We start from the raw sequence: 13,268 nt of genomic DNA on the forward strand, positions 1-13,268 counted from the left end.
TGCGAGTGCCGGGTTCCGTGCGGGCGGTCACATCGTCGGCAGCCGTCGACATCGGCGTGCGCGGCCTGCGCTAGGGTGCTGGCACCGCAACGCTGGAGTTCCTGATGTCCGTTGCTCGCGCCCACTGCGCCAGGCCAACTGCACGATGATGCGCCCCGACCGGCCGGTGAACGAGGCCGAGCGCCAGGCGGCGCTCGATGCCTATCGCATTCTCGATACGCCGCGCGAGGCGGCCTACGACGACCTGGTGCGGGTCGCCGCGGCGATCTGCGACGCGCCGATCGCTGCGATCACCCTGGTCGACCGGGACCGGCAGTGGGTCAAGGCGGTCACCGGCTTCGACGCGGTCGAGACCCCGCGTGACGAGTCCTTCTGCGCGCAGACGATCCTGACGCCCGACCAGACCCTGGTGGTGGAGGACGCGACACGGGATGTGCGGTTTCGCCACCTGCCGATGGTCACCGGTGCCCCGGGCGTGCGCTTCTATGCCGGCGCGCCGTTGCGTTCGGCCGACGGACATGCGCTGGGGGCGCTGTGCATCGTCGATTCCCATCCGCGGCAGCTCGACGACACCCAGCGCGAAGCGCTCGAGGCGCTCTCGCGCCAGGCGTCGCGGTTGATGGAATTGCACCGCGTCAGCGGTGCGCTGCATCTGCAACTCCAGGAGCGGGCCTGGTACGAGCAGCAATTGCTGCAATACCAGCAGGCGCTGGAACTGCAGAACGCAGACCTGGCCGAGCAATCGACCACCGACCCGCTGACCGGGCTGGCCAATCGGCGCGGCTTCTCCTGCACGCTCGAACAGGCGATCGGGCAGGCGCGTGCGCAGCGCGCGCCACTGTCGATCGCAGTTGTGGACATCGACCATTTCAAGGCGATCAACGATGCGCACGGCCATGCCGAGGGCGATCGCGTGCTGCAACTGCTCGGCGCGCTGCTGCGCGAAACCGAGGCGGCGCGCGGTCGCATCGCACGGCTCGGCGGCGAGGAGTTCGTCCGCCTGCTGCCCGGATGCAGCCTGAGCCAGGCGGTCGAAGTCTGCGACGCGATGCGCGCCTCGGTCGCGGCGATGCGGTCTCCGTTCGCCCTGACGGTCAGCATCGGTGTGGCCGATCTCGCGGCCGCCGACGATGCCGCCGCGCTGTTGTCGCGCGCCGATGCTGCGCTGTATCAGGCCAAGCGCAGCGGCCGCAACCGGGTCTGCGCACGCCCGGCCAGCGCAGGCGCACTCAGCGGGTGATCGATTTCGCCTCGCCGGTGCCGATGTTCTCGGCATGCACGATCCGCCGCGGGCGCGCGAGGACCGGATACACCAGCACGGCCGCCAGGATGATCGCGACCCCGGCGTAGAAGCCCGGCGCGAGCTCGCGCTGTTCGCCCAGCAGCACGATCGCCAGCGCGATCGCATAGACCGGCTCGAGATTGACCGCCAGTTGCGCGGCAAACGCGCTCATGTGGCGCAGCGCGACCAGCGACAGCGCGAACGGCAACAGGGTGCAGGCGAAGGCCAGTAGCAGCAGCCAGGCCCCGTCGCGGGCGCCGGGCAGGGTCAGCAGGCTGCCGGCGAACGCCGGAAACAGCAGCGGCATCAGCGGCGCGAGGACGGTCAGCGTCAACGTGCCGGCGCCCAGTTCGAGTGCGGTGACCGTGAGCGGGTCGGCGCGTTCGACCAGGCGCTTGTTCATCGCGCCAAAGCACGCCACGAACAGCGCCGACAGGGCACCGACCGCGATGCCCATCCGCATGCCGTCCGGCACGCCGCCCACGACGAGCGCCACGCCGGGCAGCACCGCCAGGCCCAGAGCCAGCTCGCGCCAGGAAAAGCGGCTGCGCGCCACCAGCGGTTCGATCAGTGCCACGAACACCGTCGCCAATGCCATGCAGGTGGCCGCGACCGACGCGTTCGCCAGCTTGACCGCGCCGTAGAAGGTCAGCCAATGCAGCGCGACCAGCGCGCCGACGCCCGAATAGGCCAGCAGCAGGCGGCCGGGCAGCGCGCGCAGCCCGCGCCAGACCCGGGGCAGCAACAGCAAGGTGCCGGCGACCAGCAGCATCCGCCACCACACCAGCGGCAGTGCGGGCAGGCTGATCAGCTTGCCGAGAATCGCGGTAAAGCCCCACAGCAACACACACAGGTGGATCTGCCACTGGGCTCTGGCGGTGGGTGTCATCGGGGCGTCTCGGCAAGGAGGCGCATTATCCGCGAGTTGTCCGCGAGCGGAAGGCGCTGGCGGCGGGGTGGTGTGGCTAGCCGCGCAATCGCGCTGCGACACTGTCCCAGCTGACGAGCTGCCAGAACGCGTCGAGATAGCGCTGGCGGTTGTCGCGGTAATCGAGATACCAGGCGTGTTCCCACAGCGAGGCGGCCAGCAGCGGCGTGTCGTCGCCGGTGAGCGGCGTCGCCGCATTGGCGGTGACCGCCAGCCCCAGCCGGCCGTCGCGGCGCTGGAGCAGCCACGCCCAGCCGGCACCGAAGTGGCGCTGAGCCAGGGTGTCGAAGCGACTGCGCAGCGTGGCGACATCGCCGAAGTCGCGGGCGATCGCCTCGGCCAGCTTGCCCTTGGGCGCGCCGCCGCCGGCTGCTGCGGGCTTGAGCGAATGCCAGTAGAAGGCGTTGTTCCACGCCTGGGCGGCATGGTCGAACAGCTCGCCATGCGCCTTGCGCACGATCGCCTCCAAGGAGGCCTCGGCCAGATCGGTGCCCGCCACCAGTGCGTTGACGCGCTCGATGTGCGCGAGTTGATGCCGGCCGTGATGCTGGTCCAGCGTCTCGCCGGACAGGTGCGGTTCGAGCGCGGTGCGATCGTAGGGCAGTGCGGCGAATTCGACAGGCATGGGGCGCGGAAATCTCCGTGGGGCGATGGCGTCGGGTGCGACGCGATAGAATGAGCGGATTCTAACCCCGACCGTCGCTGCCACCGCTGGCGACGCGCCCCTTTCGGAGTCGCCTCGTGTCGATCCTCGAACGCATCCAGGCCGAAATCGACGGCCATGCCGTCGTGCTGTTCATGAAAGGGACCCCGCAGTTCCCGATGTGCGGCCATTCTGCGCGCACGGCCGAGGCCCTGGCCGCGGCCGGGGCGCGCGATTTTCGCACCATCAACGTGCTCGAGGAGCCGGAGATTCGCGCCAACCTGCCCCGGTTCTCGAACTGGCCGACATTCCCGCAACTGTTCGTCCACGGCGAGCTGATCGGCGGCTGCGACATCACCCTGGAACTGCACGAATCGGGCGAACTGGCCCGCATCCTGGCCGAGGTGCTGAAGCCGTGAGCGCGCCGGTGCTGGATATTCCGGTGCGCCCGGCCGGGCTCGCCGGGCGCACGATCCTGATCGTCGGCGCCCACGGCGGCCTGGGCGAGGCCGCGGCGACGGCATGCGCCCAGGCCGGGGCTTCGCTGGTGCTGCTCGGGCGCAAGGTGCCGCGGCTGAACCGGTTGCACGACCGGCTGCAGGCGCATGGGCAGCCGCCGGCGCTGTATCCGCTCGATCTCGAGGGCGCGGGGCCCGACGACTATGCGCAGATGGCCGAGCGCATCGAGGCCGACACCGGTCGCCTGGACGGCGTGCTGCACGTGGCGGCCCAGTTCTCGGGCCTGACCCCGCTCGAGCACACCGATCCGGCGGCGTTCGCGCGCGCGCTGCACGTCAACCTGACCGCGCGCTGGTGGCTGACCCAGGCCTGCCTGCCGTTGCTGCGCCGGGCGGCCGACAGCGCGGTGGTGTTCGCGATCGACCCGCCGGCCCGCACCGGCGGCGCCTACTGGGGCGGCTACGGCGTCGCCCAGGCCGGACTGGAGACGCTGGTGCGCATGCTCCATGCCGAGCTCGCCAATTCTGCGGTGCGTGTCAGCGGCCTGTCTCCGCCGCCGATGCGCACCGGCCTGCGCAGCCGCGCGCACGTCGAGGAAGACGACCGGCTGGCGCAGGATCCAGCGCGGGTTGCGCCACATTGCGTCACCTTGCTGTCGGCGGCCGGCGCCGCCCATCGCGGTCAGGTCTGGTCGCCCGACGGAGTCGCGGCATGACCGTCGCTTCGGCAGCACTGCTGCTGTTCCTGATTCTCGATCCGCTGGGCAACATCCCGGTGTTCCTGAGCATGCTGCGGCGGCTCACGCCGCAGCGTCAGCGCGTGGTGCTCGCGCGCGAACTGCTGATCGCGCTGCTGGTGCTGATGCTGTTCCTGTGGGGCGGCAAGTACGCGCTGGAGATCATGCACCTGCGCCAGGAGTCGGTCGCGATCGCCGGCGGCATCGTGCTGTTCCTGATCGGCATCCGCATGATCTTCCCGCCCACAGGCGGACTGATGGGCGAGATCCCCGATGGCGAACCCTTCATCGTGCCGATGGCGATCCCGCTGGTCGCCGGCCCCTCGGGCATGGCCGCGGTGATGCTGATGGGCAGCAACGAGCCCGACCGGCTGGGCGAATGGAGCCTGGCGCTGTTGATCGCCTGGGGCGCGACCGCCGCGATCCTGTTCTCGGCCACCTACCTCTACAAGCTGCTCGGCGCCCGCGCGCTGACCGCCCTGGAGCGGCTGATGGGCATGCTGCTGGTGGCGATCTCGGTGCAGATGCTGCTCGACGGCATCGTCGGCTTCCTGCGCGACGCGCCGGCAGTCTGAGGCATCGGCGATGTGACCGGATCGCGACGGGCGGTCCGGTGCGTCGCACCGTGCCCGGAGAAAAGCCAACGGATTCAGCTGGTTGCGCGGCGCGTCCGGTGTCATGGCACTGTCACCGAACCCGACTACCGTGTTAACCTGTTCTTAACCACTCGCGCGGTAGCGCGCGCCGTGGCAGGGGACCCCACTCGCTTACCGACCTGACCGTCGCCGCGCCGCAAGGTGCGCGCCGCTATCCACGCATCGAGGCTAACCACCCATGAAACACCCGAATCGCGCCCGACTTTCGAAACTGTCGCTTGGCCTGATCGTCGCACTTGCCGCCGCCCCTGCGTTCGCGCAGAGCACCTCCGCCGGCGTCGGCGGACAGGTCACGGGCGCCGGCGGCCAGCCCGTCACGGGCGCCGAAGTGACCATCGTCCACACCGAGTCGGGCACGGTCAGCCGCGCCACCACCGATGCCAGCGGCCGCTACAACGCGCGCGGCCTGCGCGTCGGCGGTCCGTACACGATCACGATCACCAAGGCGGGCGAGGGCACGCGCACCGAAGACAACGTGTACCTCAACCTCAACCAGGTCAACACGGTCAATGCGGCGCTTGGCGGCGACGTCACCAATCTCGATCGCGTGGTGGCCACCGCGATCGGCGGCGGTTCGGAAGTCTTCAGTGCCAACAAGATGGGCACCGGAACCAACGTGACGCGCGAGAGCATCGAAGCGCTCCCGTCGGCCAACCGCAACATGCAGGACTACATCCGCCTCGACCCGCGTATCGCGCAGACCAGCAAGGCCGACGGCGCGATCTCGGCAGGCGGTCAGAACACCCGCTACAACGCGATCCGTATCGATGGCATCGGGGCCAGCGATCCTTTCGGACTGGAGCCGAACAACTTCCCGACCGAGCGCCAGCCGGTCTCGATGGACGCGATCCAGGAAATCAACATCGACCTGGCCAACTACGACACCACGATCTTCGGTGGCACCGGCGCCGTCATCAATGCGGTGACGCGCTCGGGCACCAATAACTACAGCGGCACGGTGTACTACACCTTCCGTGACAAGGATTGGGTGCGCAAAGATCTGCGCGGCGAAATCTTCAACGGCTTCGACAAGGAAGAGACCTATGGGTTCACCTTCGGCGGACCCATCGTCAAGGACAAGTTGTTCTTCTTCGGTAACTACGAGAAGTACACGCGCACCGCGCCGGGCGCCAGCCTCTCCGACACGCCCTACGGCCGTGGGGAAATCACCGATGCTGACATTGCTAGCATCGTTGCGGCCTCGAATCGTTACGGATTCGACGCGGGCGGGCTTTCTTCGCCCGGCGACAGCGAGACCGAGATCGAGGAGTACGCGCTCAAGCTCGACTGGAACATCAACGAGAACCATCGTGCCGCGATCCGCTACAACAAGATGGAGCAGAGCGTCGCGCGCTTCCCCGGTCTGGGCAACAACACGGTCTCGCTGAGCAGTTACTGGTATGCGCAGCCCAAGACCTACGAGACCGTCATGGGCGAGCTCTTCAGCGACTGGAGCGACAACTTCTCCACCGAGTTCAAGGTGTCCTACAAGGACTACTCCTCGGTCCGCTCGACCAACTCGAATCTGCCGTCGATGCAGATCCAGGGCTTTGGTCCGAACAATGCCTCGGTCTATTTGGGCACGGAGGTCAACAGCCACGTCAACATCGTCGAGAGCAAGGAACTGAGCCTGTTCGGTGCCGCGACCTGGTACGCAGGCGATCATACGGTCAAGTTCGGCGTGGATCATCAGGACAATGATCTGATGAACTTCTACGGCCGCAACCTCAACGGCTCCTACTCCTTCAGGACTTTGGCCGCGTTCCAGGCGGGCACCCCTTCGTCGTACAGCGTGCGTGCGCCGCGTGCAGGCGGTAGCGTCTCCGATGTCCCGGCAGAGTTCACGCTGAAGAACACCGGCGTGTTCCTGCAGGACACTTGGGCGATCAATTACAACCTGAATTTGATGTTCGGCGTGCGCGTCGATCTGCCCGACTACAGCGAGCAGCGTCTGCGCAACCCATTGATCCAGGACATCTACGGGTATGACAATACCTATGTGCCCGACAGCAAGCTCGTGCAGCCGCGCTTCGGCTTCAACTACACCTTCGACAGCGATCGTCCGACCCAGTTGCGCGGCGGCGTCGGCTTGTTCGGTGGCGCGGCTCCGAACGTGTGGTTGGCGGGCGCCTACCAGAACACGGGCCTGAACTATATCGAGTACACCTGCAACAACGCTCAAGCGCCGGTGTTCTCGGGCAGCCCCACGCCGAACGTACCGAGCAACTGCACGGCAGGCAATGCTCGTGCCAATGTCGATATCATCGAGCCGGGCTTCAAGCTGCCGTCCGTGTGGAAGGCGAACCTGGCGTTCGACCACGAAACGCCGTGGTACGGCATCGTCGCGTCGGCCGAAGCGCTGTTCACGCGCGTCAATGACGGGATTTTCGTCGAGCGCCTGGATCTGTACGACGGCAACGGCAATGGCCCGACCGCCTACGGTCAGGATGGACGTCCGATCTTCTGGAATGCGGCCGGCCTGGATCCTGCCAACGCGGGTCGCTTCGGTATCGACCCCGGTAGCAAGGGCGCTGCCACCAAGGCCAACCGGCCCGACGGAATCGGCGACGTGCTGCTGATTCGCAATACGGACAAGGGCAGCAGCCAGCAGTTCACGGTGGGCTTGGACAAGCCGCTGATTGAGAACTGGGGCTGGTCGCTGTTCTACACCTACACCCGTGCGACCGAAGTCAGCTCGATGACCAGCTCGCAGAACACGTCCAACTGGGGCAACACCACCATCGGCGTGGTCAACGAGAACGTGGCCTACGATTCTCGTTATGCGCTGCGTGACCGCTTCACCGGTCAGCTGCACTGGCAGAAGGCATTCTTCGGCGACTACAAGACGCGCGTGTCGATGTTCTACGATGGCCGTAGCGGTCGTCCCTTCAGCTACATCTTCTACAACGATGCCAACGGCGACGGCGATCCGGCCCGCACGAACCAGGCGGGTTACTTCAACGACCTGTTCTACGTGCCCAATGGCCCGGGCGATGTGTTGTGGACGGGCGGTGCTGCGATGGAACAACAGTTCTTCGACTGGCTCGCCCAGCGTCCCGACCTGGCCAAGTACCAGGGCGGCATTGCGCCGGCCAACGCGTTCAGGACCAAGTGGACCAACAGCTTCGACGTGCGGATCAGTCAGGAGCTGCCGGGCTTCTTCCGCGGCCACAAGACCGAGCTGTCGCTCGATATCATGAATATCGGCAACCTGATCAACAAGGACTGGGGTCTGATCGAGGACTACGGCTTCAACGCAACCAGCCGCGTCGCCAACTACGCTGGTATCGATCCCGACACCGGTAAGTACGTGTACAACTTCACGGGTGCGACCGAGCCGGGTATCCAGGAGAACAACAACGACAAGGGCAACACTGCAGTGTCGCGCTGGTCGGTGATGCTGGGGATCAAGTACCGCTTCTGACCGAAGCCTCGCTTGAACGGAACGGCCGGGGAAACCCGGCCGTTTCCGTTTGTCCGGGCGGCTGCGCTACAGTGCCGCACCCCTAAAAAAAAGCCGAAGAAGAAGCAGATGAGCGAGACGAATGTGGCGGCGACGGCGCTGCCGGTGGTGAATGCCTACGTGTACCCGCGCGGTGGGCTGGATGTGCTGTCGCGCGACGAGGTCGCGCGCCTGAAGGACGCCTCCAGCGGCGGCATGCACGACCTGCTGCGGCGCTGCGCCCTGGCGGTGCTGACCAGCGGCAGCGCCTCCGACGACCCGCGCGCGGCGCAGGAGCTGTACCCCGATTTCGACATCCAGGTGCTGCAGCAGGACCGCGGCATCCGGATCGAGCTGATCAACGCGCCCGGCATGGCCTTCGTCGACGGCCAGATCATCCTCGGCGTGGCCGAGCTGCTGTTTGCGGTGGTCCGCGACCTGGCCTACACCGCAATCGAGCTCGGGCCCGAGTACGCGGCCGATCTCGAGTCGTCATCGGGCATCACCAACGCGGTGTTCGGCCTGCTGCGCAATGCGCGCCTGCTGCAGCCCGGCGACCCGAACATGGTGGTGTGCTGGGGCGGCCACTCGATCAGCCGCGCCGAGTACGACTACACCAAGCTGGTCGGCTACCAGCTTGGCCTGCGTGGCATGGACATCTGCACCGGCTGCGGCCCGGGTGCGATGAAGGGCCCGATGAAAGGCGCCAACGTCGCCCACGCCAAACAGCGCCAGTACCCGGCGCGCTACATCGGCATCACCGAGCCGGGCATCATCGCCGCCGAGTCGCCCAATCCGATCGTCAACCAGCTGGTGATCATGCCCGACATCGAGAAGCGCCTCGAGTCGTTCGTGCGCCTGGGCCACGGCATCATCGTGTTCCCCGGCGGCGTGGGCACCGCCGAAGAGATCCTCTACCTGCTGGGCCTGCTGCTGCAGGAAGAGAACCGCGATATCCCGTTCCCGTTCATCCTGACCGGGCCGACGGCGTCGGCGCCGTACTTCGAGCAGATCGATCAGTTCATCCGCCTGACGCTGGGCGAAGAGGCCGCGTCGCGCTACGAGATCATCGTCGCCGACCCCGAGAAGGTCGCCAAGCGCATGTCGGCCGGCATCCGCAAGGTCAAGGAGTACCGGGTCGCGCACAAGGATTCGTTCTACTTCAACTGGTCGCTGACGATTCCGCTGGACCTGCAGCGTCCGTTCGTGCCGACCCACGAGGCGATGGCCGCGCTCGACCTGCACCACGGCCGGCGCCCGCATGAGCTGGCGGCGGACCTGCGCCGCGCGTTCTCAGGGATCGTCGCCGGCAACGTCAAGGAAGACGGCCTGCGCCGGGTCGAAGAGTACGGCCCCTTCCAGATCCACGGCGACCGCGACATCATGCAGTCGCTCGACGCGCTGCTGCGCGCGTTCGTCGAGCAGCGGCGCATGAAGATCTCCGGCGAGTACCGCCCCTGCTACGAAGTCATCGCCTGATCCCGGCGGCTGCCGACCGGCGCCTCAGGTGCCGGTCGGCAGCGTGACCGTCGCACTGAAGCCGTCGGCCTCGGGGCGGGTCACCAGCGTGGCTCCGGGTGTGAGCGCGGTGAGCCGCGCGCGCACTGCGTCCAGCCCGATCCCGTGGCCGCTCGATGCGGCCTGTGTCTGCGCTGCGAGCGGATTGCCGATCCGGATCGTGACCCGGCCCGGCTGTATCGACACCGTGATCTCGACCATGCCGCCTTCCAGGCGCGGCTCGACGCCGTGCTTGATCGCGTTCTCCACCAGCGGCTGGATCGCCAGCGCCGGGACGGGGGTGGCCGCAACCATGTCCATCGCCTCGGGTAGCGTCCAGCGCACCTCCAGCCGGTTGCCGAAGCGCAGCGACTCGATCTCCAGATAGCGCCGCACGAGCGCCAGTTCTTCCGAGAGCGGGATCACACCCGGGCCGCTGAAGGCCGCGCGGAACAGGTCGGCCAGATCGAGCAGCAGGCGCTCGGCTTCCTCCGGGCGGTCGTGGACCAGCGCGGCGCCGGTGTTGAGGGTGTTGAAGAGGAAATGCGGATGCAGACGTGCGCGCAGCAGCTCGAGCTCGGCGGCATCGGCGCGGGCCGACGACTGCAGCGCCCGCCAATAGTTCTGGTAGATCAGCAGCGCCAGCAGCCCCGCGATCGCCGCCAGCGCCACGACCCGCGCCAGAAACCGCAGCGGCGACTCGGACGCCATCGGTCCGCCGGCGAGCTGCCAGCCCGCCCAGGCGACAGTCGAGGCGACCGCCACCAGCAGCGCGAGCATCGCCCAGGACCAGGCCTGGGGCGGCAGACGCAGCAACAGCGGGCGTGCGAGCCGTACCGTGCCGAGCAGCACCAGCACAATCCACAACACCGCCAACGACGTGAGCCCGAACCGGATCGGCCAGTCGGCATCCAGCGGCCGGGCGAGGCTGAGCATCGCCGCCAGCGCCTGGCTCGACAGCACCACGGCGACCAGCACGGGCGCGGTGAACAGGGCGAGCAGTGGGTGGAGCCGGGGCGCAGGCATGGCGGCTGAGGGGCGGGGCGGGACCGCCATCGTGCCGCAAACGGCGCCGACGCGACCGTTCGGGGCGCAGCAGTGACCATCCGTCGGCCGCCGCTGGCATCCAGACCTGACGCCCTTTAGTGTGCGGCCGATCGGATGGGGGATGCTATGCGCAGTGGTGGACGCCGCCCGCAGGGGCGCATCGGAGCGGGCGGGTTCTCGCTGGTCGAACTGATGGTGACGGTCGCGGTGCTCGCGATCCTGTCGGCCGTCGCCGTACCGTCGATGACCGGCCTGATCAATGCCAACCGGCTGTCGAGCGCATCGAGCGAGCTGGTGGCCGCCGTGCAGTTCGCGCGCTCGGAGGCTGTCCGCCGCAATGTCCAGGTCAAGCTGTGCGGCACTGCCGACGGGGCGACCTGCACCAAGGCCGCGGGGTGGTCCGGCTGGCTCGTCATCGACGAAAGCGGCGCGAAGCCCGAGGTGCTGCGCACGCTGGTCGCGCCGGAGAGCCTCCAGATCAGCGGCCCGGCCAATGGCGTCGTGTTCCGGCCCTCGGGGCTGCTGGCGGCGGCATCGTCGCTGACTGTGTGCATGCCGACCACGAACCCCTCGAGCAACCAGCGCGTGATCACCATCAACGTCAGCGGAAGCGCCCGCAGCAGCAGCAAGGATGGGAAGGGACAATGCGCCTGACCGGATACCCACGACGCACCCTGACGCCGCCACGCGGCCAGCGCGGTGTGAGCCTGATCGAGGTGCTGGTCGCCGTCGTCGTGCTGGGCATCGGCCTGCTCGGGACCGCGGCGCTGCAGGCGGTCGCGATGCGGGCGGGCCAGAGCTCGTTGGAGAGCAGCATGGCGGTGGTGCAGACCAATTCCATCATCGAGGCGATGCGCGCGAACGTCTCGCAAGCCAGTAGCTACAACATGGCGATGCGGTGTGATGTTCCGACCGAGGCTGGCACCTTGGCCCAGCGGGACTTGCGCGACTGGATGATCGCGCTCAAGACCACGGTCGGCGCCGGTGCGGCCAGCGCAACTGGCGGCACGGCGGCCGCGGCGCTGGACGACACCACCTGCGCCAGCATCAGCGGTTGCCCGGAGGCCTGCTCGGTCGTTGTGCAATGGGACGACTCGCGCGCCCGTGGCAATGCACAGCGTCAGGTCAAAACGGTGACACGGCTATGACCGGCGCCGGTTTCCAGGCGCGCAACCGCGCCGCGGGTATGGCGCTGGTCGAGCTGATGATCGCCATGGTGCTGGGCTTGCTGGTCGTCGGTGCCGCGTTCGCCATCTTCCTGTCCAACCAGCGCAGCTACACCGCCAACGAGGATCTGAACCGGATCCAGGAGAATGCGCGGATCGCGCTGGACCTGATCGCACGCGATATCCGTGCCGCCGGGGGTTCGGCCTGTTCGAGCGCATCGGAAATCGCCAGCTCCAACAGCAACGCGCTGTTGTTCCGCGACACGCCGATCACGGGCAGTGCCAGCACGTTGCGGGTCGCATCGGGTGAGGATGCTGCGTACAAGATTGCGTCCGCGTCGGCCACCAGCCTGACGCTGGCCCCCGGCCAGCTCACCAAGGCGTCCAAAGTGTTCAGCACGGGCGACGTCTTGCTGCTCTGCAACGCGCGCAAGACCTTCGTGGTCACCGCGACCGCCGTCGGGGACCAGGACATCAGTTTTGCCGCGCTGCCGTCCGGATATGATCCCGCGGCCGATCCCTATGCGTCGCTCGCGACGGTGGCACTGGCCCGGTTTCGCGACGTCACCTGGTCTGTCGCCAACAACGCCAACAACAAGCCGTCGCTGTTCGTCAAGCGCGGTAGCGGCGCTTCCGAGGAAGTGATCGAGGGCGTGCAATCGGTCGCGTTCTCGTATCTGGACAGCAGCACCGGCATCTACTCGACGACGCCGAATTTCGCGAACGTGATCGCAGTCCGGGTCGAGCTGGTGCTGCAGGGCGCGGCCGTCGATGGCAGTCCGCTGCTACGGCGTGCGTCGAGCGTGATCAGCGTGCGCGGGAGAACCCTATGACACTTTCAGGACGATGGATGCCGCCAGGTGTCCGCCTTGCGTCCGGCCGCGCTTCGGAGCGCGGTATTTCTCTGATCGTGGTGATGGTGCTGTTGGTCATCACCGCGCTGTTGGGCATCGCGATCCTGCGCAGCGCCACGCTGCAGGAGCGCATGAGTGCGAACACCCGCGACCGCTCGCTCGCGTTCGAGGCGGCCGAGGCCGCCTTGCGCTATGCCCAGCAGAATGTGCTCGACGTCGCGCCCGATGCGTTGGCGCCCAACCTGACCTGGGCCAGCATCGTGCCGACCGCCGCGCACTGCGCCAACCTGGGGGTGTGTCCCACAGGCTCCGAGGCTGTCTGGAAGCCGGTACCTACCGGCGCGTTCAACGGCGAGGGCCTGGTGTCGCAGCCGGAGTACTGGATCGAGTATCTAGGCACCGGCCCCGGTTACCAGGGCAGCTGCGAGGTGGTTCCTGTGCCGCTTGACTGCCTCAGTCCGATCTTTCGCATCACCGCCAGAAGCCAGGCTGAGGGGCGCGCGCAAGTCGTGTTGCAGGCCAACGTCGTCAGCCGCATTCCGCAGCCGGGAGCCTGAA

At 67.5% G+C, this 13,268-nt stretch carries 13 protein-coding genes; 10 read left to right on the forward strand and 3 right to left on the reverse strand.

Annotated features, from left to right (window positions below):
• Positions 1-145: 145 nt before the first annotated feature.
• The gene (locus ABE487_RS03215) at positions 146-1,240 is read left to right on the forward strand and encodes a sensor domain-containing diguanylate cyclase (protein ID WP_346451072.1); all 1,095 of its coding nucleotides are present in this window, start codon (positions 146-148) and stop codon (positions 1,238-1,240) included.
• On the opposite strand, the gene ABE487_RS03220 is transcribed toward ABE487_RS03215, so the two are convergent.
• Both ABE487_RS03220 and ABE487_RS03225 read right to left on the reverse strand, forming a co-directional pair.
• Positions 1,230-2,171 carry a DMT family transporter gene (locus ABE487_RS03220; protein ID WP_346443157.1) on the reverse strand — a complete coding sequence of 314 codons (942 nt, stop codon included), beginning with the start codon at positions 2,169-2,171 and terminating at the stop codon, positions 1,230-1,232. The genes ABE487_RS03215 and ABE487_RS03220 overlap by 11 nt on opposite strands.
• 76 nt (positions 2,172-2,247) lie before the next feature.
• Positions 2,248-2,835 (reverse strand): Fe-Mn family superoxide dismutase, encoded by a 588-nt coding sequence (locus ABE487_RS03225; protein WP_346451073.1) that lies wholly within the window; start codon positions 2,833-2,835, stop codon positions 2,248-2,250.
• 116 nt (positions 2,836-2,951) lie between these two features.
• On the opposite strand from ABE487_RS03225, the gene grxD reads away from it, so the two are divergent.
• The 5 genes from grxD to ppnN all read left to right on the forward strand — a co-directional run bounded on the left by grxD (position 2,952) and on the right by ppnN (position 9,625).
• Complete coding sequence (gene grxD / locus ABE487_RS03230) at positions 2,952-3,272, forward strand: Grx4 family monothiol glutaredoxin (protein ID WP_241945631.1); 321 nt, start codon at positions 2,952-2,954, stop codon at positions 3,270-3,272.
• Positions 3,269-4,027, forward strand: coding sequence for an SDR family NAD(P)-dependent oxidoreductase (locus ABE487_RS03235; RefSeq protein ID WP_346451075.1), 759 nt, complete (start codon positions 3,269-3,271; stop codon positions 4,025-4,027). Before grxD ends, ABE487_RS03235 begins: the two co-directional genes overlap by 4 nt.
• Complete coding sequence (locus tag ABE487_RS03240) at positions 4,024-4,623, forward strand: YhgN family NAAT transporter (protein ID WP_183426170.1); 600 nt, start codon at positions 4,024-4,026, stop codon at positions 4,621-4,623. The genes ABE487_RS03235 and ABE487_RS03240 overlap by 4 nt, the downstream gene beginning before the upstream one ends.
• Before the next feature lie 259 nt (positions 4,624-4,882).
• Entirely contained in the window at positions 4,883-8,128 is a 3,246-nt protein-coding gene (locus ABE487_RS03245; protein WP_346452861.1) for a carboxypeptidase regulatory-like domain-containing protein, read from the forward strand.
• A gap of 108 nt (positions 8,129-8,236) precedes the next feature.
• Positions 8,237-9,625: a nucleotide 5'-monophosphate nucleosidase PpnN gene (gene ppnN / locus ABE487_RS03250; protein ID WP_346443148.1), complete on the forward strand. Its 1,389-nt coding sequence runs from the start codon at positions 8,237-8,239 to the stop codon at positions 9,623-9,625.
• A gap of 24 nt (positions 9,626-9,649) precedes the next feature.
• Here the strand turns inward: ppnN and ABE487_RS03255 are convergent, their stop codons facing one another.
• Positions 9,650-10,669, reverse strand: a complete 1,020-nt coding sequence (locus ABE487_RS03255; protein WP_346451078.1) for a histidine kinase — start codon at positions 10,667-10,669, stop codon at positions 9,650-9,652.
• 147 nt (positions 10,670-10,816) lie between these two features.
• Here ABE487_RS03255 and ABE487_RS03260 point away from each other — a divergent pair, with 147 nt between their 5' ends.
• The 4 genes from ABE487_RS03260 to ABE487_RS03275 are packed head-to-tail and all read left to right on the forward strand — an operon-like array spanning position 10,817 to position 13,267.
• Entirely contained in the window at positions 10,817-11,344 is a 528-nt protein-coding gene (locus ABE487_RS03260) for a GspH/FimT family pseudopilin (protein ID WP_346451079.1), read from the forward strand.
• Positions 11,335-11,838: a type IV pilus modification protein PilV gene (gene pilV, locus ABE487_RS03265; RefSeq protein WP_346451080.1), complete on the forward strand. Its 504-nt coding sequence runs from the start codon at positions 11,335-11,337 to the stop codon at positions 11,836-11,838. The genes ABE487_RS03260 and pilV overlap by 10 nt, the downstream gene beginning before the upstream one ends.
• Complete coding sequence (locus tag ABE487_RS03270; protein WP_346451081.1) at positions 11,835-12,689, forward strand: prepilin-type N-terminal cleavage/methylation domain-containing protein; 855 nt, start codon at positions 11,835-11,837, stop codon at positions 12,687-12,689. The genes pilV and ABE487_RS03270 overlap by 4 nt, the downstream gene beginning before the upstream one ends.
• A gap of 17 nt (positions 12,690-12,706) precedes the next feature.
• The gene (locus tag ABE487_RS03275) at positions 12,707-13,267 is read left to right on the forward strand and encodes a PilX N-terminal domain-containing pilus assembly protein (protein WP_346451083.1); all 561 of its coding nucleotides are present in this window, start codon (positions 12,707-12,709) and stop codon (positions 13,265-13,267) included.
• Position 13,268 lies beyond the last annotated feature (1 nt).

This window comes from Luteimonas sp. TWI596, assembly GCF_039674105.1.
Taxonomy (GTDB): Bacteria; Pseudomonadota; Gammaproteobacteria; order Xanthomonadales; family Xanthomonadaceae; genus Luteimonas.